The sequence below is a fragment of the Georgenia satyanarayanai genome (assembly GCF_009193135.1).
GTDB classification, from domain to species: Bacteria; Actinomycetota; Actinomycetes; order Actinomycetales; family Actinomycetaceae; genus Oceanitalea; species Oceanitalea satyanarayanai.
On the sequence record NZ_VUKC01000009.1, the window covers coordinates 12,765 to 39,018 of the forward strand.

Here is a 26,254-nt window from a genome sequence, read left to right on the forward strand (position 1 = left end):
AGGGGGCGGGCGCCGCGCCAGCCGCAGCTGCACCTGCCGGACGTGGACGCTGTGTGCAGATCTCGCAGGGACCGCCTGCCACCAGCACGCCGGGGTCTGGGAGCACCTATGTTCGGAACCATCAGCCAGAGAAGGAGATGGGATGAGCGCCGGTGTCTACGACAGCTTCGCGGTCGAGTACGACGAGGAGAACGCCAACAGCCTGCTGAACGCGCACTACGAGCGGCCGGCCATGCTCCACCTGCTCGGGGACGTGAGCGGTCGGCAGATCCTCGATGCGGGATGTGGCTCCGGGCCGCTCGCAGCCGAGCTCGTCACCAGGGGCGCGGACGTCACCGGCTTCGACAACAGCCCCGCCATGATCGAGCTGGCGCGCCGCCGCCTCGGCCGGACGGTGCCGCTGACCGTCCACGACCTCAGCCACCCCCTGCCCTTCGCCGACGACACCTTCGACGACGTCGCCGCGTCTCTCGTTCTGCACTACGTGCAGGACTGGGACGCACCACTCGCGGAGATCCGACGCGTCCTCAAGCCAGGTGGGCGACTGGTGGCGAGCGTCAATCACCCGTTCGTCCGGCAGATCAACGCCCTGCACGAGGACTACTTCGCCACCCGTGAGTACGAGGAGGAGGTCGACCTCAACGGCCGCACCACCACCCTGACCTTCTGGCACCGCCCCCTGCGCGAGGTGGTCCGCGCCGTCCTCGACGCCGACCTCCGCCTGCGCGTGCTGGACGAGCCCCCGCCCTCCTCCGAGACCCCGGCCGAGGTGATGCCACCCCGGATCGCCAGCGGTGAACGCAGCGCCTTCCTGTGCTTCCTCTTCCTCGTGGCAGAGAAGCCGACGACGTCTACCCAGACCCCGATCGCGTAGGAGGCGGAACGACCGTCCGCAACCGGTGACTCATCGCGGGCACGGCACGGCCGCAGGTGAGCCAGGCCTGCTCCCGTTGCACCGCCGGGATCCGCTGCCGTGGCCTCCCCAAGCGGTCGGCCAGGAGAGGAACCACCGGGGCGCATCGTGCGGAGCGGTTCAGCCGGTCCCCGCGGCGAGGTGCTCGCGGAGCTCGGCGTCGATGCTGCGGGCCCAGGCACGCACGGCGTGCCAGTCGCGCTGGTCACCCTCGGGCGCCTGGGTGAGGCGGGTGACCGACCGCTCGCGCAGGGAGAGGATGGCGGAGTCGAGGCGACCGGTGAAGGCGGCGGCTCCGACGGGGCTGACCTTGTCGAGGACCTTCTCCTCGATCCGTAGCGGGTCGTCCGCCTCGGCACCGACGAGGCCGACGGAGAACACCCACGTCGGCACGGCCGCGAGCACCGCGGCGTTGCGCTCGGCGAAGTCCCGGGCCGGCGCCATCCACCGCGACATGTAGACGGCGGAGCCGAGCACGACCGCCTCGGCGTCACCGGTCTCGGCCGTCTCGACCGGCTCACGCCGCACGTCGTGGCCGAGGGACCCGAGCTCGGTGCCGATCAGGTCGGCGACCTCGGTGGTCGAGGAGTGCTTGGAGGCGGCGACGACGAGGATGCGCATGCCTCCACTGTCGCCGCCCGGTGCATGGGACGCGAGGGACTTTCGTCCGGTTCTAGGCCCGCACGCGCAGCTCGGGCTCGAGGCCGAGGTAGACGCCGTAGCGGGCGGCCGCCTCCTCGAGGGCGGTCACGTCGGCCGGCGCCAGCGGGCGGTAGGGCACGACGTCGAAGCGGACACGGGCGCCGACCGTGCGCCGCATGCTGCCGACGAGCTGGGCGTCGACGAGCGCCATGCCGATGGCCGCCTCGCGTCCGCGCGGGACGAGGCCCGCGGCGTCGAGCACCATACGGCTGTCCTGGTAGCCCCGGTAGGTCTCGTCGAGGAGCTGGAGGAGGTGCCCGGCGGGCTGCTCGGCGCCGGCCGGGGCGGAGCCGGGCGTGTGCCAGTACGTCCGGCCGTCGTGGGTGAAGGTGTCGAGCCGGTCGCGATGCTGCTCGAGGCCGCGCCGGGCGTCGGTGACGGTGAGGGTCGCCCAGTAGGCGAGGTCGCGCTCCGTGGCCGGCCCGTGGCCGGCGACGTAGCGCAGGGCGAGCTCGGCGAGCGCCTCGTCGCGCTCCAGGCGCCGCCGGTCGCCCACCCGGTCGGGGAGGAGGGCGTAGGTGTGGGTGCCGCCCCGCTCCCGGCCGCTGCACACACGCCGGTCGAGCTCGAGGAGAGCGAGGAGCAGCATGAGCACCTGCCCGGACGTCGCGAGCCCTCGCACGGCGAGCTCCTCGCCGAGCTGGGCGCGGTCCTGGTCCGGGTGCGCGGCGAGGGACCCGCACACCGTGTCGGCGGCCCGGTCGAGCTCGGCCGCACCCCACCCGTGGAGGTCGGTCAGCTGGCGCAGCACGACGGGCCGCACCCGCGGCGCCGTGAGCTCGAGGAGCCACCCGACGTCGTCGGCGGTGACGAAGTGCCACGTGGGGCGCAGGACGTGGGTGCGGACGACCTCGCCCGCCGTGAGCAGCGCGTCGAGCTCGGCCGCCCGGGGACGGACCGTGCGGCACGCCACCGCCCACCCCGCCTGCTGACGGTTCTCCGCCTGGACGGCGAGGAGACCGCGGACGACGGCCCCGGCGTCCGGGGCGGGTGCGGTGAGGTGCTGGGTGCGCAGCCGCCACCGGGCGATGTCGTGGTCCGTCACCATGGCCGGAATCTACGGCCAGATGCGGTCAGCTGCCGTCCTCGTTGGCCCGCAGCCACTCGAGCACCGCGAGCACCCGGCGGTGGTCGTCGGTCGAGGGTGGCAGGTCGAGCTTGTCGAAGATCGCCGAGACGTGCTTCTCCACGGCCTTCGGGGTGACGACCAGCGCCCGGGCGATCGCCGGGTTGGTCCTGCCCTCGGCCATGAGCGCGAGCACCTCCCGCTCGCGCGGCGTCAGCCGGTCCAGCGGCCGGGCCCGGCGGGCGGCGAAGAGCTGGGAGACGACGGTCGGGTCGAGCACCGTGCCGCCCCCGACGAGCCGCTCCAGCGCCTGGGACAGCTCCGCGAGCGCCGACACCCGGTCCTTGAGGAGGTAGCCCACTCCCCCGCCCGTGGCGAGCAGGTCACCGGCGTAGGACTCCTCGACGTACTGGGACAGGACGAGCACCGCCGTGCCGGGCACCTCCTCGCGGACCGCGAGCGCCGCGCGCAGCCCCTCGTCGGTGAACGACGGCGGCATCCGGACGTCGACGACGGCAACGTCCGGCCGGTGCTCCCGGGCGGCGGCCACCAGCGCCTCGCCGTCGCCGACGGCCGCGACGACCTCGCAGCCCGCCTCCTCCAGGAGCCGGACGAGGCCCTCGCGCAGCAGCACCGAGTCCTCGGCCAGCACGACACGCACGCGGCGGATGCTACGGGATCGCCGCGCTCACCACGGTGCCGTGCCCGTCCGCGCTGTCCACGCGCAGCTCGCCGTCGACGCCCGCGAGCCGGTCCCGCAGCCCGACCAGGCCGTGGCCCTTGCCCGGGTGCGCGCCACCCACACCGTCGTCGGCCACGACGACGCGGAGCACGCCGTCGTCGTCGATCCCGACGTGCACGGCCACCCGGGTGGCGGAGGAGTGCTTGGCCGCGTTGGTCAGCGCCTCGGTGACGACGAAGTAGGCGGCGGACTCGCGGGCCGGAGCGAGCCGCTGGCCGGGGGCGAGGGCGACGTCGGTCTCGACGGGGATGGGGCTCTGCCCGGCGGCGGAGACGACGGCGGCGGCCAGGCCGCGGTCGACGAGGATCGGCGGGGCGATGCCCCGGGAGAGGGTGCGGAGCTCGGCGAGGCTGCCCTGGACGTGCTCGAGGCTCTCGGTGAGCAGGGCGCGGGTCGCCTCGCTGTCGCCCTCGGCGAGGCGGCGCTGGGCGGCCTCGAGGTCCATCGTCAGGCGCACGAGGCGCTGCTGCGGGCCGTCGTGGAGGTCACGCTCGATGCGCCGCAGCGTCTCCGCCTCGGCCCCGACGACGGCGGCGCGGCTCTCGGTCAACGTGCTGACGCGCTGCTCGAGGGCGGTGTGGCTGGTGCCGGCGAGCGTGACCCGCGCCCAGGCGTGGTGGACGTGGACCATCCCGCGGACGACCCAGGGGGCGGAGGCGAGGAAGAAGAGTCCGGTGAGGACGGTGAGGGCGTTGTCGAGGACGGGGCCGGGTGCGCCGAGCAGGTCCGCGAGGCCGATGTCGCCCTCCGGCACCGCCCACGAGTACAGCGGGTAGGCGAGGCTGCCGAGCCCCACGCCGAGCCAGGTGATCACCAGGACGAAGGAGGCGATGGAGAGGGGGAAGTTGAGGACCTGGAAGAGGAGGTCGAGCCAGGCCTGCCGGTCGGTGAGCCACCCGCGCACCCAGGAGGTCCCCCGCTGGCCGCCGCGGGAGGGCAGGACGGCGGGCAGCGGGAAGCCGACCTCGGCGAGCCGGCGGCGCTCGAGGTCGCCGATGCGGCGGGCGGCGGCCAGTCCCGCGGCGAGGACGAGCAGACCGAGGAGGAAGGCGGCGAGCGAGGCCGCACCGACGGACACGGTGGTGACGAGGAGGACGAAGCCGACGACGGCCAGGGGGAAGGACAGCAGGAGGTAGCCGCTGTCGCGGGCCGTGCGCCGCAGGAGCCGGCGCGGGCGGGGGGACGCGGTCATCTCAGCCTCGTCTCGGGACGGCCGGTCGGCAGCACCGCTCGATCCTAGGGCGCGGGCGGGGCGGGTCGGGGCGGCGGGGGGCGGTGTCGTGGTCATGGCTCCAGCCTTCCCGGCGGCGGCGGCGCGGTCAGCGGGGCCACCCGGCGTCCTGGAGGTGGGGCATGCCCTACCCCTGGCCGCGGGAGCCGCCCCGGTCGCGGGCGGGCCCGGTGTCCAGTTCGATGGGCGGACCCTCTACGAACAGGAGCGTGTGATGGAACCCTGGGTCTGGATCGTCATCGGAGTTGTCGTGCTGGCGATCGTCATCGCCCTCGTGCTCTCGGCCTCCAAGAAGCGCAAGCGGCGGCAGCAGGAGGAACGGGCCCGCCGTGAGCGGGAGAACCGGGAGCACGCCCGGGACCTGCGCGCGCACGCCGAGGAGCAGGACATCGCCGCGCGCGAGCGGGAGGCCGCCGCCCTCCAGCAGCAGGCGGAGGCGCAGCGCGCCCGGGTCGAGGCGGACCGCCTCGAGCAGGAGGCCCGCAAGCGCACCGAGGCCGCCGAGGAGGCGCGTCAGCAGGTGGAGCGGGAACGTGCCGACGCCGACGCCCTCGACCCCGACCTCCACGGGGACGGCGGCATCACCCGGGACACCGCGGACCGCCCGCACCCGGACGAGGACCCGACGCACGGGCGGCACGCCGCCGACGGGGACGCGACGCCGCGCTGACACGACGACCGAGGGGGCCGGGTCCGTCGTGGACCCGGCCCCCTCGTGCGTGAGGGTCAGACGATGCGCAGCCGGCGCTCGTCGCCGGAGAGCCCGCGCGCGACGAGCTCACGCAGCGACTCGGGGGTGTCGGTGCCGGCCCGCACGTAGCAGCCCGAGAGGGCGTCGAGCTCGCCACGGGCGATCGTCACGACGAGCGCGACGACGTCGGCCGGGTCGGTCCAGTCGGTGCGCCCCTCGTGGAGGCGCATCGAGTCGGTCATGTCGGTCCGCACGACACCCGGCGCGAGCTCGAAGGCGCGCAGCCCCTGCTCGAAGCCCGCCTCGTGCAGAGCTCCGCCGATGCGGAACAGCGCCGTCTTGGAGACGGTGTAGGCGCTCGCCTCGGCGAAGTCGCGGGTGCCCGAGCCGGAGTTGACGTCGATCACCCGGCCCCCGCCGCGGGCCAGCATCCCCGGCACGACGGCGTGGGCCAGGAGGAACGGGCCGCGCACGTTGGTCTCGACGACCGACCACCATCGCTCGGGGTCGGTCTCCCACAGCGGCACCTCGGCGTCGATGACCCCGGCGTTGTTGACGAGCAGGTCGATGGACCCGAGCTCGTCCTGCGCGCGGGCCACGGCCACCCCGACCGCGGCGGCGTCGGTGACGTCGGCCGTGAGGACGACGGCGCGGCGCCCGGCCGCCCGCACCTCCTCGGCCGTCGACTCGAGCAGCCGCTCGTCCCGCGCCACCAGGGCGACGTCCAGCCCGGCGCGGGCCAGGCCGATCGCGAGCTCGCGGCCGATCCCGCGGGAGGCGCCGGTGACGAGCGCGGTCTGGGCGGCGGCGACCTCAGCCACGGAGCACCGCCCCGACCCGCTCGGTGGCGAGCGCGACGATCCGCTCGCGCACCGCGGCGGTCTCCTCCGCCGTCAGCGTGCGGTCGGCGGCGCGCAGCCGCAGCGCGAAGGCCAGTGACTTCTTCCCCTCACCGAGCTGCTCGCCGGTGTAGACGTCGAAGAGGCGCACCTCCTCACCCAGCTCCCCGGCGCCCTCACGGACGACGGCGAGGACCTCGGCGGCGGGCACGGCGTCGTCGACGACGAGCGCGATGTCCTCCTTGCCCGGCGGGTAGGTGGACACGGGCGTCGGCTGGACCGGCTGCTCGCCGGCGGCCGCGGTGAGCGCGTCGAGGTCGAGCTCGAAGGCGACGGCGCCGGCGGGCAGGTCGAAGGCGGCGACGACCCGCGGGTGCAGCTGGCCGGCGTGGCCGACCACCCGCCCACCGGCCGACACCGCGGCGCACTGCCCGGGGTGCCAGGGGGCACGCTCGGCGGCGGCGAGCTCGACGCCCACCCCGACCGCACCCGCGACCGCGTGGACGGCGTCGACGGCGTCGGCCCAGTCGGCGCTGCGGCCGGGACCGCCCACGCCGTCGGGAACGATCCTGCCGGTGAGGACCCCGGCGACGTGCCGCGGCTGGTGCGGGACGGCCGCGTGCAGGGCGGCGATGTCCTCCTCCGAGGGGCGCCGGTCCACCCCCGGGGAGGACGCGGCGCCGACCCCGGCGGGCCGGGTGACGAGGCCGAGCTCGAAGACGCGGGTGTCCTCCAGGCCGCGGCTGACGTTGCGGCGCGCGGTGTCGAGGAGCGTGTCGAGCAGGGTGGTGCGCATCGCGGGCGCGTCCTCGGCCATCGGGTTGGCCAGGCGCAGGGCGAGGCGGCGCTCGTCGTCCGCCGGGAGCTGCTGGCGGTCGTGCGTGTCCCCGATGAAGGGGTAGGACAGCACCTCGACGAGGCCGAGGTCGGCCAGGGCGCGGGCGACGTCGCGGCGGTGCCGCTGGCCCGGGGTGAGGCCGCGGCCGGCCGGGGCGGCGGGCAGCAGCGAGGGGATCGCGTCGTAGCCGGCGAGGCGCGCGACCTCCTCGACGAGGTGGGCCGGGCCCACGAGGTCGGGGCGCCAGCTCGGCGGGGTCACGGTGACGACGCCGTCGGCGTCGGCCTCGCTGACGGTCGCACCGATCCGGGTGAGGAGCTCGACGACCTGCTCGGCCGGGTAGTCGACGCCGGTGAGCCGGCGCGGCTCGTCCAGGCGCATGCGCACCGGGGCGGGGCGGGACGTCGTGTCGAGGTCGCTGACGGCCGGGTCGGCGGTGCCGCCGCCGTGCGCGACGAGGAGGTCGACGGCGCGCTGGGCGGCGACGGCCTGCAGCTGCGGGTCGACGCCCCGCTCGAAGCGCTTGGCGGCCTCGCTGGGCAGCTTGTGCCGACGAGCGGTGCGCGCGACCGAGACGGGGTCGAAGTGCGCGGCCTCGATGAGCACGTCGGTGGTGCCGGGACCGACCTCGGTCTCCGCCCCGCCCATGACGCCGGCGAGGCCGAGGACACGGCTGCCGCGCGCGCCGTCGGGCGAGTCGGTGATGAGGAGGTCCTCGGGGTGCAGGGTGCGGCGCACGTCGTCGAGGGTGGTGAGCTCCTCCCCCGGCGCGGCGCGGCGCACGACGACCGGCGCGCTCAGCGTGCCCAGGTCGTAGGCGTGCAGCGGCTGGCCGAGGTCGAGCATGACGTAGTTGGTGACGTCGACGGCCAGCGAGATCGGGCGCATGCCCGCCTGGACGAGCCGCTCGGTGAGCCACGAGGGCGACGGCGCGGCCGGGTCGATCCCGCGGACGACGCGCGTGACGAAGCGGTCGCAGCCGACGTTCCCGTTGACGGGGGCGGCGTCGTCGACCTCGACGGCGAAGCCGTCCTCGGTGGCCGGCGGCGGCGGGCCGGCGGGGAGGTTCTCCGGCAGGCCGGGGTCGGTGAAGGCCGCCCCGGTGGCGTGGGAGTACTCGCGGGCGACGCCGCGCATGGCGAAGCAGTACCCGCGGTCCGGCGTCACGTTGATCTCGAGGATCTCGGCACCCAGGCCGAGGAGCGCGATCGCGTCCGAGCCGGGCTCCGGCGTCGGGACGTCGGGGAGGAAGTCGGCGAGCACGATGATGCCGCTGTGGTCCTCGCCGAGGCCGAGCTCGCGGGCCGAGCAGATCATGCCGTCCGAGGTGTGCCCGTAGGTCTTGCGGGCGGCGATGTGGAAGTCGCCGGGCAGGGTGGTGCCGGGCAGGGCGACGACGACGTCGTCGCCGACGGAGAAGTTGTGGGCGCCGCACACGATGCCCCGGGAGGGGACGTCGGCGGGCTCCTTGCCCTCACCGGGCGCGTCGTTGTGCACGGGACCGACGTCGACACGGCAGTAGTTGATCGCCTTGCCGTTCTTGTGCTCCTCGGTCTCGATGGACAGGACGCGACCGACGACGAGCGGGCCGGTGACGGCCGGCGGGATCACGGCCTCCTCCTCCAGGCCGACGCGCACGAGGTCGGCGGCGAGGTCGGCCGCGGTGGTGCCCTCGGGCACGGCGACGTGCTCGGCGAGCCAGGTCAGCGGGACGTACGGCATGTCAGTGCCCCTTTCCGGTGGTGCCGAACTGGAGGGAGAAGCGCATGTCGCCCTCGACGATGTCGTGCATGTCGGCGATGCCGTGGCGCAGCATGAGCGCACGCTCGGTGCCGACACCGAAGGCGAAGCCGGTGTAGACGTCCGGGTCGATGCCCGCGGCGATGAGCACCTGCGGGTTGACCATCCCGCAGCCGCCCCACTCGATCCAGCCCGGGCCGCCCTTCTTCTGGGGGAACCACAGGTCCATCTCGGCGCTGGGCTCGGTGAAGGGGAAGAAGCTCGGGCGCAGGCGGGTGCGGGCCTCGGGACCGAACATCGCGCGGGCGAAGTGGTCGAGGGTGCCCTTGAGGTGCGCCATCGTCAGGCCCCTGTCCACGGCCAGGCCCTCGACCTGGTGGAAGACGGGCGTGTGGGTGGCGTCGAGGGCGTCGTTGCGGAACACCTTGCCGGGGCAGGCGATGTAGATGGGCAGCTCGCGGCTGAGCATCGTGCGGGCCTGGACCGGGGAGGTGTGGGTGCGCAGCACGAGGCCGGGGGTGTCCTGCTCGGCGGTGCCCTGGACGTAGAAGGTGTCGGCCATCTGCCGCGCCGGGTGGTCCGGGCCGTGGTTGAGGGCGTCGAAGTTCAGCCACTCGTGCTCGACCTCGGGGCCTTCGGCGATGTCCCAGCCCATGGCCGAGAAGAAGTCGCCGATCTCCTCCTGGATGGTCTCCAGGGGGTGGCGGGCGCCGCGGGGGCGGCGCTCGACCGGGAGGGTGACGTCGACGCGCTCCTCGCGCAGCCGGCGCTCCTCCTCCACGACCTCGAGCTCGGCCTGCCGGGCGGCGATCGCCTGCTGCAGGCGGCCACGGGCCTGCCCGAGGAGCTTGCCGGCGGTGGCCTTGTCCTTGGGCTCCAGGCGGCCGATCTCGCGGTTGGCGAGAGTGAGCGCGGCGTGGTCGCCGGTGTGGGCCAGGCGCGCGGCCTTGAGCTCCTCGAGCGTCGTCGCGGCCGCGACGGCGGCCAGCGCCTCCTCGACGGCTGCTGCGACGCCGTCGGCGTCGAGCGGGGACAGGGGTGGGGTGGTCATGCGAACCTTCCGAGCGTCGTCGTGCCTGTCGGCATCCAGCACAGGACTGTAGTCGTGCTGCCCGCTCGGGCGGCGCGCGCGTCAGCGCAGGACCCGAACGGGCCCACTAAATCGATGATCGCCGCGCATGGCGCCCATCCTTCCACACCTCTCCCGCCCTCCCCCGACCGGCTACCGGCCGAGCGGCAGCGTGGCCAGGACCTCGTGCTGCGGCCCACCACCGCGGCCGGCACCGAGGTGCGACTGGACGAGCTCGATCTCCTCCGCCAGCCACTCCGGCCCCCGGTAGACGGAGAGGGCGTGGGCGAGGGCCGGCAGGTCCACCGCCGGAGCCCGGAGCTTCTCACCCCGCCGAGACCGTCGCCGGCGGTCCGCCTCCTCCCGGTGCTGGCGAGCACTCACCCGGGCGACGGTCACGTGCGCGCGGTTGCGGTCGCGCGGCTCGAGGTGGGACACGCCCTCGGCAGCCGCCGCGCACGCGGCCATGAGGCGGACGAGCGCACCGTCGTCGTCGAGGGCACGCACACCGATCCACAGGGTGGAACGCGAGAAGACACCCGCACCGGCGAGCTGGAGCCGGAGCGGGTCGTGCGTGAGCCCGACGCCGGTCAGCGCGCCCACGAGATCGTCGAGCGCGCCGTCGGGCACCTCACCGTAGAAGGCAAGCGTCACGTGCCGCTGCGTGGAGGGGACCCACCGCAACGGCGGCGGACCGGCGCCCACCGGGACCGGGGCGACGCCGTCGAGAGCGTGCTCCACATGCTCGAGGACGGCCGGCGGCGGCCGGAGACACGTGAACAGTCGCATCACTCGATCCTGCCACCGCCACCCTGGGGTCTTGCCGAGGATCCCCGGCGCGATGGATAGTCGGGTGAGGCCTGGGGCCGTCGCGCGCACGCCGCGCCTGGTCGTCTGCCGTCGTCGGAGCAGCGTGAGGACCGGTCGCGCAGTCGCGGTCCTCGGGACACGGGAGGAGCGAGCCATGCCGAACCACACCGGGCGTCGGCCTCGGCTCCGGTCCGCGCTGCGATGGTTGCGGAGGAGACCGGCAGACGTCATCGACATCTTCGTCTACGTCGTCGTCCTCAACCTGGCCGTCGAGTACCTCCCCACCGTCCTCAGCGAGACCTTCACCCTGTCGCTGCTGACTGCGGTGCTCCTCAAGGTGGTGCTGGAGGCCGTGCTCGTCCTCAAGGGCGAGGTCCTCGCCCGGTTCCGCTCGGCCCGCACCCGGCGGGCCAAGGCCGCGGGTGCCGTCATGCTGTGGGTCGTGGCGGCCGGCAGCAAGCTGCTCGTGCTGGCGCTGATCGACCTCGTCTTCGGCGACGCGGTCAGCCTCGGTGGCTTCGTGCCCGTGACGCTGCTCGTGCTCGGACTGCTCCTGTCCAGCGCGACCGTGCGCAGGCTGCTCGTCGAGCCGCCCGACTGAGCGCTCAGCCCACGATCTGTCGCGGCACCCGGCGCATGGCTGAGCGGTCGGTCCGCGGCGCTGAGACGCCGAGGCAGGCGCAGGTCGCCCACGTCAGCGAGGTCGCGGGCAGGAGGACGCCGGCGGACCACATCGCGCAGGCGCGGGCACCGCGACTCCGGCACGGACCAGGGCGTCAGATGCGGCGCTGCGCGCGGGCGGAGGCGTAGAGGCAGAGGGTCGCGGCCGTGGCGACGTTGAGCGACTCGGCCAGACCGTGGATCGGCACCCCGACGACGGCGTCGGCGAGCTCTCGTTCCTCGGGTCGCAGTCCGTGGGCCTCGTTGCCGAAGAGCCACGCCGTCGGCCGGCGCAGGTCGGGTCCGTCGACAAGTCGGCTGTCGGCGGGAAGTCGGCTCTCGGCGGGAAGTCGGCTGTCGGCGGGAAGGGGGGCGAGGAGGGCCTCGTCGGCGAGGGTGTCGAGGTCCCACTCGCCGTCGGCGGCGGCGGCGAGCACCTGGACGCCACCGGACCGCAGCGACGTGACCGTGTCCGCGAGGTCCTCGACCGGCACGACCGGCAGGTGGAACAGGGACCCCGCGGTCGAGCGCACGACCTTGGGGTTGGTGGGTTCCACGCTGCCGGGCCCCAGGACGACGGCGTCCGCACCTGCCGCGTCGGCGGCGCGCACGATCGTGCCGAGGTTGCCGGGGTCGGCCGCCCACGGCAGGACCGCCACGAGGTGCATCCCGCCGGTGGGTAGGCGGGCCGGCTCGGCACGGACGACGGCGAGCACGCCCTGGGCGTCCCCGCTCATCGCGCTCAGCACCTCGGCGGTGGCGAGGTGGATGTGGGCCACCGCCCCGCGGGCGGCGGCGAGGATCTCCGGGTACCGCTCGGCGGCGTCCACGGTGAGGTACAGGTCGCGCACGCGCTCGGGGGCGTGACGGACGGCCTCCCGCACGCCCTGCGGGCCCTCGACGAGGAGCTGGCCGTGGCGCAGACGCGCCGAACGCCCGGACAGCCGCTTGACCATCCGCACCCGATCGGATCGGGGGTTGGTCAGCAGGTCCGGGCGTTCGGTCATCGAACGTCAGGCGGCAGGCGCGTTGACGTCCTCGGGCAGGTTGGCCTTGGCCACCTCGACGAGCTGGGCGAAGGCCGCTGCGTCGTTGACCGCGAGCTCGGCGAGCATGCGACGGTCCACCTCGACACCCGCGGCCTTGAGGCCCTGGATGAAGCGGTTGTAGGTCATGCCCTCGGCGCGGACCGCAGCGTTGATGCGCTGGATCCACAGCCGGCGGAAGTCACCCTTGCGGGCCTTCCGGTCGCGGTAGTTGTAGGTCAGGGAGTGGGTGACCTGCTCCTTGGCCTTGCGGTACAGACGCGAGCGCTGGCCGCGGTAGCCGCTGGCGCGCTCGAGGGTAGTCCGGCGCTTCTTGTGGGCGTTGACCGCCCGCTTGACGCGTGCCACGTCGTTCTCCTTAGGTAGGGCGGCTTACTTGCCGAGCAGCTTCTTGATCTTGGGGGCGTCAGCCGGCGAGACCGCCTTGTCCATGGCCAGACGGCGGGTGCGCTTGGACGGCTTGCCCTCGAAGAGGTGCCGGCGGTTCGCCTGCTCGCGCATCAGCTTGCCGCTACCGGTGGTGCGGAAACGCTTCTTGGCACCGGAGTGCGTCTTGTTCTTCGGCATCGTCTTCCTCATTCGGGTCGTGCGCGGGCGCACGACCGTGTCTGCCGGCTGGCGCCGGTTCCTGGCGTCGCGTAGCGGCTGCTACGCCTCCTGCTGGGCCTCGTCGGCGCCCTGGGGGGCCTCCGCCGTGGCCTCGGCGGCCTGGTCGGCTGCCTTCTTGTCGCGGGCGCGGCGCTGCTCGCTCCTGCCACCCTGCTTCTTCTTGTGCGGGCCGATGACCATCGTCATGTTGCGCCCGTCAAGTCGGGGCGAGCTCTCGATGGAGCCGAGGTCGCTGACGTCCTCGGCGAGACGCTGCAGCAGCCGCATCCCCATCTCCGGGCGGGACTGCTCGCGGCCGCGGAACATGATCATGACCTTGACCTTGTCGCCGCCCTCGAGGAACCGCACGACGTGACCCTTCTTGGTCGCGTAGTCGTGCGGGTCGATCTTGAGGCGGAACCGGATCTCCTTGAGCGCGGTGTTGACCTGGTTGCGACGGGCGTCGCGCGCCTTCTGGGCCGACTCGTACTTGAACTTGCCGTAGTCCATGAGCTTGGCCACGGGCGGGCGCGCATCGGGTGCGACCTCCACGAGGTCGAGATCGGCCTCCTGGGCCAGACGCAGGGCGTCCTCCACACGGACAACGCCCACCTGCTCGCCGCCGGGTCCGACAAGTCGGACCTCCGGCACACGGATGCGGTCGTTGATACGGGGCTCGCTGATGTGCTGCTCCTCCTGCTCGTCGCTGTCTGCGCACGAAGAAGGCCTCCGTCCACAGGTGCGCACGGAGGCCTCACAGGGGTCGCTGCACGGTGTCACCCGTGCCGAGGGTCATCCCCTCAGCGACCTGTGACCCGGACTCTGTCGCTCTTGCGAGACTGTCGAGACAAGGTGGGAGAATCTCCGCTTGCACACCGGAACTCTCGTCCCGGTCGGTCAGTCTGAGAGACTAGCACGTATGAGCAGCCGGACGCACAGGGACCAGGGCCCCGAGACCGCCCCGGTCCCCAGCGTACCCGCGGAGTTCCCGGTCGCTGCGGACCGGCAGGAGCGGGACCGTGCTGGACATCACCGCCCTCGGCGGTGGGTCGTCGTCGTCCTGGCCGTGGCGCTCGTCCTCTCCCTCGCCGCCGCCGGCTACCTCCTCGCTCTCGCGCGCGCCTGGGAGGACCGGGCCGGGGCCCTGGAGAGCACCTCCCGGGAGCTCGGCGGGGAGCTCGGGCAGGTGCGCGCGGACCTCGAGGAGTCCCGCAGCACGCTCGCCCAGGTCGAGAGCCAGCTCGAGGTCGCACAGGACCAGATCCACGAGCTCGCCGACGCCGTCGCGCAGACCGGTGACGACCGCGAGGTCCAGCGGCAGGTGGCCGAGTACCAGCGCCAGCTCTCGGCGAACGCCACCGCCGTGGCAGGGGCGATGGACGAGTGCATCGCCGGCCAGGAGGACCTCATCACCTACCTTGAGGAGGCGGCCCGGCCCGCGCCGTCGCCCTCGCCGTCGGAGACCGACGACGACGACACCGCCGAGGACGCCGAGCCGACCGAGCCGGAGGTGGACGTCGCCGCGCTGCGTACGCAGGTGTCCGGCCTGTGCGCGCGCGCCGAGGAGGCCCACACGAGCCTGCAGGAGATGGTCGACCAGTGAGCACCGCCCGCCGCGTCGCCCTGGGCGTCGCCACGCTCGCGGTCCTCGCGGGCTGCGGTGTCGTCCCCGCGATGCCCGGCGACCTGCCCGACGACTTCGTGCCCGACGTCGAGGCGCCCCAGCTCGCCGACCCGGGCGCCCTGTCCCCCGACGGTGTCGACGCCGCCGAGCGGATGGCGGTCCGGATCCGCAACGTCGGCTGCGGGCAGCTGACCACCGGCTCGGGCTTCGCCCTCGACGAGCGCACCGTCATCACCAACCGGCACGTCGTCGACGACGCCGACCGCCTCCAGGTGACCACCTACGACGGCCGGGAGATCGACGCGGTCTCCGCCGGCGTGACGGACGTCGCCGACCTCGCCCTCCTGCGGACCGCCGAACCCCTGACCACCGTCCCGGGCCTCGCCCCGGTCGACGCCGCCGTCGGTGACGAGATCACCGTCGTCGGCTACCCGCGCGGGGGGCAGCTCACGACGGCGGCCGGCTCGGTGCTCGGGTACGAGCTCGACACCCTCGGCTCGGACCTCGGCATGGTCGGCCGCTCCAACGCGCAGGTGGACCACGGGTCCTCCGGGAGCGCGGTCCTCGGCAGCGACGGGCAGGTCGTCGGGGTCGTGTACGCGATGGACGTGTGGGGCAACAGCTACATGGTGCCGGTGAGCACGCTCCACGACCTCCTCGCCGAGGAGGCCTTCGAGCCGATCACCTCGTGCCGGGACGCCGCGGGGAACTGACCGCTCGCCCGACGACGACAACCCGGCTGTCGACGACAACTCGGCTGTCGACGACAACTCGGCTGTCGGCGCGAGGGTGGGTCAGCCGGCGACGGCCATGGGGTAGAGCTCGAGGGAGTCCACCCGGTCGGTGAAGACGGGGTCGGCGCTCAGCGCCTCCTGGGCGCGCGTGACGGCGTCCATCATCTGCTCCCGGCTCAGGCCGGGCGCCAGGGCGAGGAGGGCACGCAGCTCGCTGCGCTCCCCCCGCTCGAGGCGGACGGCGGTGAGCTCGGTGATCCCGCGCAGCGCGTCGACGGCCACCTGGGTGAGCTCGGGGTCCTGCCAGGAGGGCAGCCACGGCTCGTTGTGGACGATCGACCAGACGGCCGGGCGGCCGAGGAGCACCGTCACCGGGCCGGCGGCGTCCAGGACGAGCATCGAGTCGGCGTCGGACACGGCCGCGAGGGCGGCGCGCACCCCCTCGACCGGCACGGGCCGAGCGGTGGCGTCCCAGGCCTGCATCGCCTGGACCGAGCTGAAGACGGGCAGCGCGGCCCGGCCGTCGGGCGTGCGGACGGAGACCATGGCGGCCGAGGCGCACGCGTCGGTCTGCGGGTCCCCCGAGCCGTGCTTCGTGTGCCCGGCCACCGAGCCGTCCTCCTCGAGCCCGGGGTGGGCGTGGGCGACGACGGGCACGATGACGCGTGCCGTGCGCAGGACGTCGGCGACACCGACGAGCCGCTCGGCCTCGTCCGCCAGCCCGAGAGCCGCGACGAGCTCCGCGGGCGCGGTGCCGTCGTCACCGGAGAAGGGGTTCGCCTTGAGGGTGCGACCGGCCCACGGCTGGCCCGCGGAGTCCGCGTCGCCGCCGGGCATCATCGCGGGGGGCAGCGGGCTCACGGGCGCCCCGCGACGTCCAGCGCCTCGGGGAGGGAGAAGGCCCCGGCGTACAGGGCCTTGCCGACGATGGCGCCCTCGACGCCGACGTCGACGAGCGTGCGCAGCGCCGCGATGTCCTCGAGGGAGGAGATCCCGCCGGAGGCGACGACGGGAGCCTCGGTGCGCTCGCACACCTCGCGCAGGAGGTCGAGGTTGGGGCCGCTGAGCATGCCGTCCTTGTTGACGTCGGTGACGACGTAGCGGGCGCAGCCGTCGGCGTCCAGGCGCGCGAGCACGTCCCACAGGTCACCGCCCTCACGGGTCCAGCCGCGTGCGGCGAGGGTCGTGCCGCGGACGTCCAGGCCAACGGCGATGCGGTCCCCGTGGCGGGCGATGACCGTGCTCGTCCACTCGGGGTTCTCCAGCGCCGCGGTGCCGAGGTTGACGCGACGGGCGCCGGTGTCCAGCGCCCGGGCCAGGCTCTCGTCGTCACGGATGCCGCCGGAGAGCTCGACGGCGACGTCGAGGTCGGAGACGAGCCCGGCGAGCAGCTCGGCGTTGGAGCCGCGACCGAAGGCGGCGTCGAGGTCGACGAGGTGGATCCACTCCGCGCCCTGCTCGGCCCAGGTGCGGGCCGCCTCCCCGGGGTCGCCGTAGGAGGTCTCGGAGCCGGCCTCGCCCTGGACGAGGCGGACGGCCTGGCCCTCGACGACGTCGACGGCGGGGAGCAGCTCAAGGCGGGGGGACATGCACATTCTCCTCGGTCGGCGCGACGCGCGGCGCGTCAGCGCAGGGTGCTCAGCCAGTTGCGGAGCAGCTGGATGCCGGCCTCGCCGGACTTCTCGGGGTGGAACTGGGTGGCCGACAGCGCGCCGTTCTCGACGGCGGCGACGAACGGGGTGCCGTGCTCGGCCCACGTGACGAGGGGGCGCTCCAGCGGCGAGCCGGACTCGAAGCCGGAGGTCGGGTCCTCCTGGACGGCGTAGGAGTGGACGAAGTAGAAGCGCTGGTCCTCCAGCCCGTCGAAGAGGGTGGTGCCCTCGGGCGCCCGGACGGGCGACCAGCCCATGTGCGGGACGATCGGGGCCTCGAGCCGGTCGACGGTCCCGGGCCACTGGTCCAGGCCGGAGGCGTGCTCCCCGTGCTCCTTGCCGGCGGCGAACATCACCTGCATGCCCACGCAGATGCCCAGGACGGGGCGCCCGCCCGCGAGCCGGCGCTCAATCATGCGGGGGCCGCCGACCTCGCGCAGCTGGCGCATGACGGCGGCGAAGGCCCCGACACCGGGGACGACGAGGCCGTCGGCCTCGGCGACGACGTCGGGGTCCGAGGTGAGCTCGACGTGGGCCCCGGCCCGCTCGATCGCCCGGACGGCGGAGCGGACGTTGCCCGAGCCGTGGTCGAGGACGACGACGTTCGGCTGGCTGGTCACCGCAGAAGTCTACGCGCTCAGGGGCGGGGCTTGCGCAGGCCCTTGGCGAACATCCGGGCCGCCTTCCAGCGAGGGAGGTCACCCGAGCGCGCGTGGCCGGGGACGTCGGTCACTCGGACGCGGCCCAGGACGAGGTCCTCGACGACGTCGTCGGCACCGGCGAGGACGAGGCCCACGGCCACGTCCTCCCCGCGCTCCCCGCCGGCGTACCGGCGTGCGGTGAGCTGGCCGGACAGGCCTTGCTCGAAACCGGCGTCCTGCGCGAGAGAGGCGGTGATGAGGACGACCCCGGCCTTGGTGAGCCGGGACAGGGTGCGGGCCACCTCGTCGGCCGCGGCGGGCACCTCCTCACCGGAGGCGCCGAGCAGCTCACCGATGTCCCAGTCGTCCGCGGGGGGCGCGTCCGGGGCGGGTTCGAGCTCGACGACCGCGACCGCACCGGAGCGGGAGGGCACGACGTGGACGTCGACGTCCTGCATGGCGCACAGGCCCGCGAGCGCCGACGCGGACGCGACGGGCGTGAGGACGACGGCGACCGCCGGGATGTCGCTCACAGCGCACCCTTCGTGGAGGGGATCCCCTCGACGCGCGGGTCGGGGGCGACGGCGAAGCGCAGCGCGCGCGCGACGGCCTTGAACTGGGCCTCGACGATGTGGTGCGGGTCGCGCCCGGCCAGGACGCGCACGTGCATGGCGATCGCCGCGTGGTGGGCGATCGACTCCAGGACGTGCCGCGTGAGCGAGCCGGTGAAGTGACCGCCGATGAGGTGGTACTCCTGCCCGGCCGGCTCCCCGCTGTGGACGAGGTAGGGACGGCCGGAGACGTCGACGACGGCCTGGGCCAGCGCCTCGTCCAGCGGCACGAGTGCGTCGCCGAAGCGGGAGATGCCCCGCTTGTCCCCCAGCGCCACCCTGAGCGCCTCGCCCAGGGTGATCGCGACGTCCTCGACGGTGTGGTGGGCGTCGATGTGGGTGTCGCCCGTCGCCCGGACGGTGAGGTCGATGAGGGAGTGCTTGCCCAGCGCGGTGAGCATGTGGTCGTAGAAGGGCACCGACGTCGAGATCTCGGTGCGGCCGGTGCCGTCGAGGTCCAGCTCGACGACGACGCTCGACTCCGACGTCGTGCGCTCCAGTCGCGCGGTTCGCGTCCCAGTCACAGCCCGAGCACCTCCTGTAGGGCCGCCCGGAAGGCGGCCATCTCCGCAGCGGTACCGATCGATACCCGCAGCCATCCTGGCGGACCGACGACCCGGATGAGAACTCCGCGGTCCAGCAGCCCCTGCCACACCCTCTCACGGTCCTCGAGGTGGCCGAAGAGGACGAAGTTCGCGTCCGAGTCCGCGACCGTGAAGCCCCGCTCCCGCAGCCAGGTCACGGTGCGGTCCCGCTCGGCGCGCAGCTCGGCGACCTGGGCCATGAGCGCGCCGCGGTGGCGCAGCGCGGCGCGGGCGACGGCCTGGGTGACGGCGGACAGGTGGTAGGGCAGGCGCACGACGCGCAGCACGTCGACGAGCGCGGGCGCCGCCGCGAGGTAGCCCACCCGTGCCCCCGCCATCCCGAAGGCCTTGGACATCGTCCGGCTCACGGCCAGGTGCGGGAAGCGGTCGAGCAGGTTGAGCGCGCTCGGGGTGCCCTCGCGCCGGAACTCGGCGTAGGCCTCGTCGACGACGACGACGCTCGCCGTCGGTGCGCCGTCGGGCCCGGCGGGCCCGGTCGTGCGGGCGGCCTCGGCGACGGCCTCGATCGTCGCGAGCGGCAGCGCGGTGCCGGTCGGGTTGTTCGGGCTGGCGAGGAGCACGACGGCGGGACGGTGCTCGGTCAGCTGGGCGACGGCGTGGTCCGGGTCGAGGGTGAAGTCCTCCTCGCGGCGACCGGTCACCCACGCCGTCATCGTGTCGCGGGCGTACTCGGGGTACATCGAGTAGGTGGGCGCGAACGAGATCGCGGTGCGGCCCGGGCCCCCGAAGGCCTGGAGGAGGTGGAGCATGACCTCGTTGGAGCCGTTCGCGGCCCACACGTTCTCGGCACCCAGTCCGGTGACGCCGGACTCGACGTGGAGGTAGTCGGCCAGCTCGGCGCGCAGCGCGGGGAAGTCGCGGTCCGGGTAGCGGTTGAGGCCGGAGCCCACCTCCGCGACGGCGGCGGCGAGGTCGGCGACGACCTCCGCCGACGGCGGGTGGGGGTTCTCGTTGACGTTGAGGAGCACCGGGACGTCGAGCTGCGGGGCGCCGTAGGGCGTCAGGCCCGCCAGGTCCGGACGCACCGGGAGGGAGGTCGAAGGCACCGCAGCAGTCTACGACCCCCGCCGCCGCGGAGGCCCGGGGTCTCGCGGGCCGGGAGCCGCCGTCAGTAGTAGACGGCCAGCGCGCCGTGGGGTCCGTCGATGACCTGGACCGGGGTGTCGAAGACCCGGGTGAGGACCGGCTCGGTCATGATCGACTCGCAGGTGCCGAACTCGGCGACCTTCCCGTCCTTGACCGCGCAGATGTAGTCCGCGTAGTGGCTGGCGAAGTTGATGTCGTGGAGGACGACGACGATCGTGCGGCCCAGCTCGGCCGCGGCCCGGCGCAGGTGCTTCATCATCTGCACCGAGTGGCGCATGTCGAGGTTGTTGAGCGGCTCGTCGAGCAGGACGAACTCGGTGTCCTGGCACAGCACCATCGCGACGTAGGCGCGCTGGCGCTGCCCGCCGGAGAGCTGGTCGAGGTAGCGGTCCTCCAGGTCCCCGAGCTCGAGGAAGTCGATGGCCTGGCTGACGAGCTCCTCGTCGACGGCGGTGAGGCGCCCCTTGGAGTAGGGGAAGCGGCCGAAGGCGACGAGCTGGCGCACGGTGAGGCGGGTGATGAAGTGGTTCTCCTGGCGCAGCACCGAGACGATCTTGGCGAGGTCCTTGGAGGCGGTGCTCGTGACGTCGTACCCGGCGATCTCGATGGTCCCGGAGTCCAGCCCGAGCAGCCGCCCGATCATCGTGAGGAGCGTCGACTTGCCCGCCCCGTTGGGGCCGATGAGGGCGGTGATGCCGCCGGCGGGGATGGTGAGGTCGACGGGGCCGATGACGACCTCGCTGCTGTAGTCCTTGCGGACGTCGCTCAGGGTGATCACAGGCGTCCCTTTCGCAGGATGACGACGAGGAAGACGGTGCCACCGACGAGCTCGATGATGATCGAGACGACGCCCTGGGCGTAGAAGACGTGGTTCATGACGAAGTACGCACCGGCCAGGACGACGAACCCGACGAGCACGGCCACCGGGAAGACGTGGCGGTGGTCGTGGGTGTCGGCGAACTGGTAGGCGAGGGTCGCCACGAGGAAGCCGAAGAAGGTCATCGGCCCGACGAGGGCGGTCGAGACGGCCATGAGGACGGCGACGAGGAGGAGCACCTTGACGAGCTCGGCGCGGTGGCTCAGGCCCAGCGACGTCGTCGCGTCCTTGCCCAGGGCCAGCACGTTGAGCCGCCTGGCGCGCGCCCACAGGAGGCCACCGGCGACGAGGACGAGTGGGACCGCCACGGGCAGGTAGGAGGCGTCGGCCTTGGTCACCGAGCCGAACAGGCGCGCGGTGAGGACGTCGAACTCGCTCGGGGTGAGCAGCCGCTGCATGAAGGTCGACACCGAGCCCAGGCCCCCGCCGATGACGATCCCGATGAGGAGCATCACGTGGAGGTTCCCGTGCCTGCCGGACAGCAGCCAGCCGTACAGCGCGACGGCCAGGCCCACCATGAGGCCGACCTGGAGGACGAACTGCGGCAGCCCGGTGAGCGCGACGATGCCGGCGGCGCCCAGGAAGTAGACGGCCGCCGTCTGCACCGCGACGTAGAGGGACTCGAAGCCCATGATCGACGGCGTGATGATCCGGTTGTTCGTCACCGTCTGGAAGCTCACGGTGGCGATCGCCTGGCAGAAGGCGACGATCGCCATGACGAGGACGTTCTTCAGGCGCAGCTGGGCGATGCGCCAGAAGCCGTCCGAGCCCGCCGGCATGGGGTTGTCCCACGCGACCAGCCCGGCCGCGAGCGCGAGGGCGAGGACGGCGAGGGTGACGACGACGGCCACGTACCGCCGTCGGGAGCGGGTGGTCGGCAGCGGCCCGGAGGCGCGGCGGCGCGGCGCGGCGACGGCGGGCAGCGGGGGCGTGGTCCGCGTCGCCGCGGGCAGGAGGCTAACCACGACGACGCTGCCGGAGGATGAGGACGATGAAGACGGCGGCGCCCAGGACACCGAGGATGAGGGACACCGGCACCTCGAAGGGCATGATGATCGTCCGGCCGACGAGGTCGCAGGCGGCGACGATGCCGATGCCGAGCAGGCAGACCCACGGCAGGTTGCTGCGCAGGTCGTCCCCGCGGACGAGCGAGACGATGTTGGGGACGATGAGCCCGAGGAAGGGCAGGTTGCCGACGACGACGGTCACCACGCCCGTGGCGACGGCGATGAGGCCGGTGCCGAGGAGGATGACCCTGGTGTAGTCGAGACCGACGTTGGTGGCGATCTCCTTGCCCAGGCCCGCGACGGTGAAGCGGTCGGCCGCGACGAACACGACGACGACCACGACGGCCACGATCCACAGCGGCTCGTACTGCCCGCGCAGGACCGAGGTGAAGCTCCCGGCGAACCAGACGCCGAGGTTCTGGAGCATGTCGGTCTGCAGCGCGATGAAGGTCGACACCGAGCCGACGACGGCGCCGAGCATGATCCCGACGATCGGCACGATGAGCGAGGAGCGCAGCGAGACGCGGCTGAGGAAGAGGAAGAAGAGCATCGTGCCGACGAACGAGGCGACGATGGCCCCGCCCATGCGGGCGGCGATGCTCGCGCCCGGGACGAGGATGGTGACCGTGAGCAGGCCCAGGCCCGCCCACTCGGTCGTGCCCGTCGTCGTCGGCTCGACGAAGCGGTTCTGCGTGAGGAGCTGCATGACCAGGCCGGACATCGCCATCGCGGCGCCGGCGAGGACGAGGGCGATCGTCCGCGGGACGCGCGTGATGGCGAACATCTCGGCGCCGTCGTCGGCCCCGACGACGTCGTAGACGCCGGTGAAGAGGGAGGCGACGAGGAGGGCGCCGACGACGGCGACACCGACGAGGAGGCGCCAGTCGAGCAGGCGCCCCTCGGACCGGGTGCGGGGCCCGGCGGCAGTGGTCGTCATCGTCATCCTCGTGGTGGGGCGGTGTCAGCGCGCGGCCTCGAAGGCGTCGGCCAGGGTGGTGAAGAACTCGGTGTAGGTCTGGATGCCCTCGTTCGTGTACGTGTCCGCGGGCATGTAGACGAGCCGGTCCTCCTGGATCGCGGTGACGCCGTTCAGCGCCTGGGAGGCCTCGAGGACCTCGGCGGCCGGCGCGTACTCCGGGTCGTCCGCGGCGACGGCCGCGTCACGGTCCATGACGAGGATCCAGTCGGGGTTGGAGTCGGCGATGGCCTCGACGGAGATGTCGTCACCCTGGTGGTCCTCGCTCGCCTCGGGGACGTCGAGGGCCGGGGTGAGGCCCAGGACGTCGAAGACCGGCCCCAGCGTCCGGCCGTTGCCGGGGGCGGAGTAGCCGATCTCCCCGCCGGAGGTGATGACGGCCATCACGCTGTCGGTCGGGTCGTAGGCGGCGCGGGCACGCTCGATCGCGGCGTCGAGGTCGGCGTTCAGCTGCTCGGCCTCGGCCTGCTTGCCGAAGATCTCGCCCAGCACGGTGGTCTGGCGCTTGAGCTCGTCGGTGAAGGGCTCCCCGTCGCGCGGGTCGAGCTCGAGGACGACGGCCCCCGGGGCGAGCGAGACGAAGTCGTCGTGGTAGTCGGCGAAGCGCTGGCCGTTGATGATGAGGTCCGGCTCGGCGGCGACGACGGCCTCGAGGTCGGGCTCGCGGTGGTTGCCGAGGTCGACGATCGACTCGTCCTGCGTGTAGGGGATGGTGTCGGGCATGAGCGCGACGGCGGCGGCGCTCAGCTCGACGTCCCACGCGGCGAGGGTCTCGAAGGTCCGGTTGTCGGTCGCGACGACCGACCGCGGCGGCGTGGTGATCGTCTGCGTGCCGTTGTTGTCCTCGACCTCGACGGTCGTCGCGCTCTCGTCGGCGGCGTCGGCCTCGGGGGCGCCGTCGGCCTGGCCGCAGGCAGCCAGCGCCAGGGCGGCGACGGCTGCCGCCCCGGCGAGGCGCGCCGGGCGGCGAAGCGGGGAAACGATGCTCATGGGTGTCCTTCGCTCGTGGTCTGTGGCGGCCGGTGGCGCCGGGCCGGCCGAGGTCAATCTACTGGTGAGGTGAGCCTTACCTACAAGCCCCTCGCCCTATTTCGTACCGGGGTCGTTGCGTAATTCATGCCAAGGGAGGAGCGAAGTCCGCGGCGCGCTGCCGATCGGCGCGGAGTCGGACGGTTGCCGAAATCCGCCCGGTTGTGAGGTACCTCACCGCCCGTCGCGCTCCTCGCGCCGGGCGCTGAGGCGTCCCTGGGACTCGGTGCGCTCGGGCGTGGCCGCAGCTGTCGGTGGGCCGTGGGAGCGTAGGGACCGGGAGGCGACATGGACACAGTGACGACCGAGGCGAGGGCGCAGGCCGCGCTCCAGGCTCTTGTGGGACGGCCCGACGCCCGCCTGCGGGCGGACCAGTGGCGGGCGATCGAGGCGCTCGTCGTGCACCGCCGGCGTGCCCTGGTGGTCCAGCGCACCGGCTGGGGCAAGTCGGCGGTGTACTTCGTCGCCACCGCCCTGCTCCGCGCGGGGGGCGAGGGCCGCCCGCCGGCCGGGCCCACCGTCATCGTCTCCCCGCTGCTCGCGCTCATGCGCGACCAGATCGCCGCCGCCTCCCGCGCGGGGATCCGTGCCGTCACCGTCAACTCCGCGAACGTCACCGAGTGGGAGTCGGTCCACGCGGCCATCTCCGCGGGCGAGGTCGACGTCGTCCTGTGCTCCCCGGAACGGCTCAACAACCCCGGCTTCCGCAGCGAGGTGCTGCCGCAGCTGGCGGCCACGGCCGGTCTCGTCGTCGTCGACGAGGCCCACTGCATCTCCGACTGGGGCCACGACTTCCGCCCCGACTACCGCCGCATCCGTACCCTGCTCGAGGACCTGCCGGCCGGCGTCCCGGTGCTCGCCACCACCGCCACCGCCAACGACCGCGTCAGTGCCGACGTCGCCGAGCAGCTCGGCACCGGTGACGACGACGACGTCCTCGTCCTGCGCGGCTCCCTGGACCGCGAGTCACTGCGGATGGGCGTGCTGCGCCTCCCGGACCAGGCGCAGCGGGTGGCCTGGCTCGCCGAGCGGATGGCCACCTGGCGGGGGTCGGGCATCGTCTACACCCTCACCGTCGCCCAGGCGGAGCAGGTCGCCGAGCAGCTCCGCGCGGCGGGCCTGGAGGTCGAGTCCTACACCGGACGGACCGAGCCGGCGCGCCGCGAGCAGCTCGAGGAGGACCTGCGGGCCAACCGGCTCCGGGCCCTCGTCGCGACCTCCGCCCTCGGCATGGGCTTCGACAAGCCCGACCTCGCCTTCGTCGTCCACCTCGGTGCCCCCTCCTCCCCCATCGCCTACTACCAGCAGGTGGGGCGCGCCGGCCGCGGCGTCGACCGCGCCGACGTCGTGCTCCTGCCGGGCCCGGAGGACCGCGACATCTGGGCCTACTTCGGTTCCCTCGCCTTCCCGCCGGAGCGGGCGGTGCGTGAGGTGCTCGCCTCCCTCGGTGAGGAGCCGCTGTCCACCGTCCGCCTCGAGCCGCTCGTCGACCTGCGCCGCACCCGGCTGGAGACGATGCTCAAGGTCCTCGACGTCGACGGCGCCGTCGAGCGGGTCGCCGGAGGGTGGCGCACCACGGGTCAGCCGTGGGAGTACGACGCCGAGCGCTACGCCCGCGTCGACGCCGCCCGCGAGCGCGAGCAGCAGGCCATGGTTGCCTACGTCGGCCTCGGTGCCGGGCAGTGCCGGATGGCCTTCCTGCGCGCCCAGCTGTCCGACCCGGACCTCGCGGAGGGCTGGCGCTGCGGGCGCTGTGACCTGTGCGGTGGCCTCGACCTCGACGCCACGGTGGACGAGGGGCGGCTCGCGCAGGCACGGGCCGTGCTCGACCGGCCGGGGGTGGACGTCGCGCCCCGCAAGCAGTGGCCCACCGGCATGGCGGCGGTGGGTGTCCCGCTGCAGGGACGCATCCCCGCCGACGAGCAGGCGCAGCCCGGCCGCGCGGTCGCGCGCCTGGACGGGCTCGGCTGGTCCGCCGCGCTGCGCGAGATGCTCGAGCCGTCACCGGACCGGCCCGCCGGCCGGGAGGCGCGCGGCGGCCACGACGGTGAGCTGCCCGCGGGTCTGCGTGGCGCCGTCGAACGGGTGCTCACCGACCAGCTCGCCGCGGTCGGCGAGGCCGGGCGCCAGGTCGAGGGCGTCGTCGTCGTCTCCTCCGCCACCCGGCCGCAGCTCCTCGACCACCTCGCCCGGGGTGTCGCGCACCTCGCCCGGGTGCCGCTCGTCGGCGCCGTCGCCCCCGACCCGAGCCGCCCGCCCGGCCGCCACGACGTCAACTCCGCCACCCGGCTGGCCGGCGTCCACCAGCGGCTGCGCCTGGAGCTCGGTGACGCCACGCTCGCGGGCCTGCCGGGCCGCTCGGTGCTCCTGGTCGACGACGTCACCGACTCCGGCTGGACGCTCACCGTGGCGGCTCGGCTGCTGCGGCAGGCGGGGGCCGGGGCCGTGCACCCCTTCGTCCTCGCCCAGCGCTGAGC

28 protein-coding genes are annotated in these 26,254 nt (G+C 73.8%); 6 read left to right on the plus strand and 22 right to left on the minus strand.

What is annotated here, in order from left to right; all coding sequences use genetic code 11:
• Nucleotides 1–142: 142 nt before the first annotated feature.
• Nucleotides 143–874, plus strand: a complete 732-nt coding sequence (locus GD632_RS10770; protein WP_152191970.1) for a class I SAM-dependent methyltransferase — start codon at nucleotides 143–145, stop codon at nucleotides 872–874.
• A 159-nt stretch (nucleotides 875–1,033) separates the two neighbouring features.
• On the opposite strand, the gene GD632_RS10775 is transcribed toward GD632_RS10770, so the two are convergent.
• From GD632_RS10775 to GD632_RS10790, 4 genes are read right to left on the minus strand one after another with little or no spacing between them, the layout of a single operon-like run.
• Nucleotides 1,034–1,534 carry a flavodoxin domain-containing protein gene (locus GD632_RS10775; protein WP_152191972.1) on the minus strand — a complete coding sequence of 167 codons (501 nt, stop codon included), beginning with the start codon at nucleotides 1,532–1,534 and terminating at the stop codon, nucleotides 1,034–1,036.
• A 52-nt stretch (nucleotides 1,535–1,586) separates the two neighbouring features.
• Nucleotides 1,587–2,663, minus strand: coding sequence for a winged helix DNA-binding domain-containing protein (locus tag GD632_RS10780; RefSeq protein ID WP_152191974.1), 1,077 nt, complete (start codon nucleotides 2,661–2,663; stop codon nucleotides 1,587–1,589).
• Nucleotides 2,664–2,688: 25 nt separating this feature from the next.
• Nucleotides 2,689–3,342, minus strand: a complete 654-nt coding sequence (locus tag GD632_RS10785) for a response regulator transcription factor (RefSeq protein WP_152191977.1) — start codon at nucleotides 3,340–3,342, stop codon at nucleotides 2,689–2,691.
• A 10-nt stretch (nucleotides 3,343–3,352) separates the two neighbouring features.
• The gene (locus tag GD632_RS10790) at nucleotides 3,353–4,615 is read right to left on the minus strand and encodes a sensor histidine kinase (RefSeq protein ID WP_193311445.1); all 1,263 of its coding nucleotides are present in this window, start codon (nucleotides 4,613–4,615) and stop codon (nucleotides 3,353–3,355) included.
• Between the two features lie 253 nt (nucleotides 4,616–4,868).
• Between GD632_RS10790 and GD632_RS10795 the strand changes: the two genes are divergently transcribed.
• On the plus strand, nucleotides 4,869–5,324 hold the full coding sequence (locus tag GD632_RS10795) for a hypothetical protein (protein WP_152191982.1): 456 nt from the start codon (nucleotides 4,869–4,871) through the stop codon (nucleotides 5,322–5,324).
• Between the two features lie 56 nt (nucleotides 5,325–5,380).
• Here the strand turns inward: GD632_RS10795 and GD632_RS10800 are convergent, their stop codons facing one another.
• The 4 genes from GD632_RS10800 to thpR form a co-directional block, all read right to left on the minus strand.
• Nucleotides 5,381–6,166 carry an SDR family NAD(P)-dependent oxidoreductase gene (locus tag GD632_RS10800; RefSeq protein ID WP_152191985.1) on the minus strand — a complete coding sequence of 262 codons (786 nt, stop codon included), beginning with the start codon at nucleotides 6,164–6,166 and terminating at the stop codon, nucleotides 5,381–5,383.
• Nucleotides 6,159–8,744 (minus strand): phenylalanine--tRNA ligase subunit beta, encoded by a 2,586-nt coding sequence (pheT, locus tag GD632_RS10805; RefSeq protein WP_152191987.1) that lies wholly within the window; start codon nucleotides 8,742–8,744, stop codon nucleotides 6,159–6,161. Before pheT ends, GD632_RS10800 begins: the two co-directional genes overlap by 8 nt.
• 1 nt (nucleotide 8,745) lies before the next feature.
• Entirely contained in the window at nucleotides 8,746–9,813 is a 1,068-nt protein-coding gene (gene pheS, locus GD632_RS10810) for a phenylalanine--tRNA ligase subunit alpha (RefSeq protein ID WP_152191989.1), read from the minus strand.
• A 171-nt stretch (nucleotides 9,814–9,984) separates the two neighbouring features.
• Nucleotides 9,985–10,620, minus strand: a complete 636-nt coding sequence (gene thpR / locus GD632_RS10815; RefSeq protein ID WP_152191991.1) for an RNA 2',3'-cyclic phosphodiesterase — start codon at nucleotides 10,618–10,620, stop codon at nucleotides 9,985–9,987.
• A gap of 175 nt (nucleotides 10,621–10,795) precedes the next feature.
• Here thpR and GD632_RS10820 point away from each other — a divergent pair, with 175 nt between their 5' ends.
• Nucleotides 10,796–11,242 carry a hypothetical protein gene (locus GD632_RS10820; RefSeq protein WP_152191994.1) on the plus strand — a complete coding sequence of 149 codons (447 nt, stop codon included), beginning with the start codon at nucleotides 10,796–10,798 and terminating at the stop codon, nucleotides 11,240–11,242.
• Between the two features lie 175 nt (nucleotides 11,243–11,417).
• Here the strand turns inward: GD632_RS10820 and GD632_RS10825 are convergent, their stop codons facing one another.
• The 4 genes from GD632_RS10825 to infC form a co-directional block, all read right to left on the minus strand.
• Nucleotides 11,418–12,308 (minus strand): TrmH family RNA methyltransferase, encoded by an 891-nt coding sequence (locus tag GD632_RS10825; RefSeq protein ID WP_152191996.1) that lies wholly within the window; start codon nucleotides 12,306–12,308, stop codon nucleotides 11,418–11,420.
• A 6-nt stretch (nucleotides 12,309–12,314) separates the two neighbouring features.
• The gene (gene rplT / locus GD632_RS10830; protein WP_110852241.1) at nucleotides 12,315–12,695 is read right to left on the minus strand and encodes a 50S ribosomal protein L20; all 381 of its coding nucleotides are present in this window, start codon (nucleotides 12,693–12,695) and stop codon (nucleotides 12,315–12,317) included.
• 24 nt (nucleotides 12,696–12,719) lie between these two features.
• Complete coding sequence (gene rpmI / locus GD632_RS10835) at nucleotides 12,720–12,914, minus strand: 50S ribosomal protein L35 (RefSeq protein WP_110852242.1); 195 nt, start codon at nucleotides 12,912–12,914, stop codon at nucleotides 12,720–12,722.
• A gap of 81 nt (nucleotides 12,915–12,995) precedes the next feature.
• Nucleotides 12,996–13,619, minus strand: a complete 624-nt coding sequence (gene infC, locus GD632_RS10840) for a translation initiation factor IF-3 (RefSeq protein ID WP_193311452.1) — start codon at nucleotides 13,617–13,619, stop codon at nucleotides 12,996–12,998.
• A gap of 235 nt (nucleotides 13,620–13,854) precedes the next feature.
• Here infC and GD632_RS10845 point away from each other — a divergent pair, with 235 nt between their 5' ends.
• Both GD632_RS10845 and GD632_RS10850 read left to right on the plus strand, forming a co-directional pair.
• On the plus strand, nucleotides 13,855–14,538 hold the full coding sequence (locus GD632_RS10845) for a hypothetical protein (RefSeq protein ID WP_152192000.1): 684 nt from the start codon (nucleotides 13,855–13,857) through the stop codon (nucleotides 14,536–14,538).
• Nucleotides 14,535–15,272, plus strand: a complete 738-nt coding sequence (locus GD632_RS10850) for a S1 family peptidase (RefSeq protein ID WP_226924806.1) — start codon at nucleotides 14,535–14,537, stop codon at nucleotides 15,270–15,272. Before GD632_RS10845 ends, GD632_RS10850 begins: the two co-directional genes overlap by 4 nt.
• Nucleotides 15,273–15,353: 81 nt before the next feature.
• Here the strand turns inward: GD632_RS10850 and GD632_RS10855 are convergent, their stop codons facing one another.
• From GD632_RS10855 to GD632_RS10900, 10 genes are all read right to left on the minus strand, one after another.
• The gene (locus tag GD632_RS10855; protein WP_152192003.1) at nucleotides 15,354–16,154 is read right to left on the minus strand and encodes an SseB family protein; all 801 of its coding nucleotides are present in this window, start codon (nucleotides 16,152–16,154) and stop codon (nucleotides 15,354–15,356) included.
• Nucleotides 16,151–16,882: a bifunctional 1-(5-phosphoribosyl)-5-((5-phosphoribosylamino)methylideneamino)imidazole-4-carboxamide isomerase/phosphoribosylanthranilate isomerase PriA gene (priA, locus tag GD632_RS10860; protein ID WP_152192005.1), complete on the minus strand. Its 732-nt coding sequence runs from the start codon at nucleotides 16,880–16,882 to the stop codon at nucleotides 16,151–16,153. Before priA ends, GD632_RS10855 begins: the two co-directional genes overlap by 4 nt.
• Before the next feature lie 35 nt (nucleotides 16,883–16,917).
• Nucleotides 16,918–17,565 (minus strand): imidazole glycerol phosphate synthase subunit HisH, encoded by a 648-nt coding sequence (gene hisH / locus GD632_RS10865; protein WP_152192008.1) that lies wholly within the window; start codon nucleotides 17,563–17,565, stop codon nucleotides 16,918–16,920.
• Between the two features lie 17 nt (nucleotides 17,566–17,582).
• Nucleotides 17,583–18,119 carry a hypothetical protein gene (locus tag GD632_RS10870; protein WP_152192010.1) on the minus strand — a complete coding sequence of 179 codons (537 nt, stop codon included), beginning with the start codon at nucleotides 18,117–18,119 and terminating at the stop codon, nucleotides 17,583–17,585.
• On the minus strand, nucleotides 18,116–18,721 hold the full coding sequence (gene hisB, locus GD632_RS10875) for an imidazoleglycerol-phosphate dehydratase HisB (protein WP_152192012.1): 606 nt from the start codon (nucleotides 18,719–18,721) through the stop codon (nucleotides 18,116–18,118). The genes GD632_RS10870 and hisB overlap by 4 nt, the downstream gene beginning before the upstream one ends.
• A complete protein-coding gene (locus tag GD632_RS10880) occupies nucleotides 18,718–19,848 on the minus strand; it encodes a histidinol-phosphate transaminase (RefSeq protein WP_152192015.1) in 1,131 nt (376 codons plus the stop codon). Before GD632_RS10880 ends, hisB begins: the two co-directional genes overlap by 4 nt.
• 62 nt (nucleotides 19,849–19,910) lie before the next feature.
• Nucleotides 19,911–20,666, minus strand: coding sequence for an iron ABC transporter ATP-binding protein (locus tag GD632_RS10885; protein ID WP_152192017.1), 756 nt, complete (start codon nucleotides 20,664–20,666; stop codon nucleotides 19,911–19,913).
• Nucleotides 20,663–21,688 carry an iron chelate uptake ABC transporter family permease subunit gene (locus GD632_RS10890; protein WP_152192183.1) on the minus strand — a complete coding sequence of 342 codons (1,026 nt, stop codon included), beginning with the start codon at nucleotides 21,686–21,688 and terminating at the stop codon, nucleotides 20,663–20,665. Before GD632_RS10890 ends, GD632_RS10885 begins: the two co-directional genes overlap by 4 nt.
• Nucleotides 21,689–21,722: 34 nt before the next feature.
• A complete protein-coding gene (locus GD632_RS10895; RefSeq protein WP_152192020.1) occupies nucleotides 21,723–22,709 on the minus strand; it encodes an ABC transporter permease in 987 nt (328 codons plus the stop codon).
• 24 nt (nucleotides 22,710–22,733) lie between these two features.
• Nucleotides 22,734–23,738, minus strand: a complete 1,005-nt coding sequence (locus GD632_RS10900) for a siderophore ABC transporter substrate-binding protein (protein WP_152192022.1) — start codon at nucleotides 23,736–23,738, stop codon at nucleotides 22,734–22,736.
• A 327-nt stretch (nucleotides 23,739–24,065) separates the two neighbouring features.
• Here GD632_RS10900 and GD632_RS10905 point away from each other — a divergent pair, with 327 nt between their 5' ends.
• Entirely contained in the window at nucleotides 24,066–26,252 is a 2,187-nt protein-coding gene (locus GD632_RS10905) for a RecQ family ATP-dependent DNA helicase (protein WP_152192025.1), read from the plus strand.
• Nucleotides 26,253–26,254: the final 2 nt, after the last annotated feature.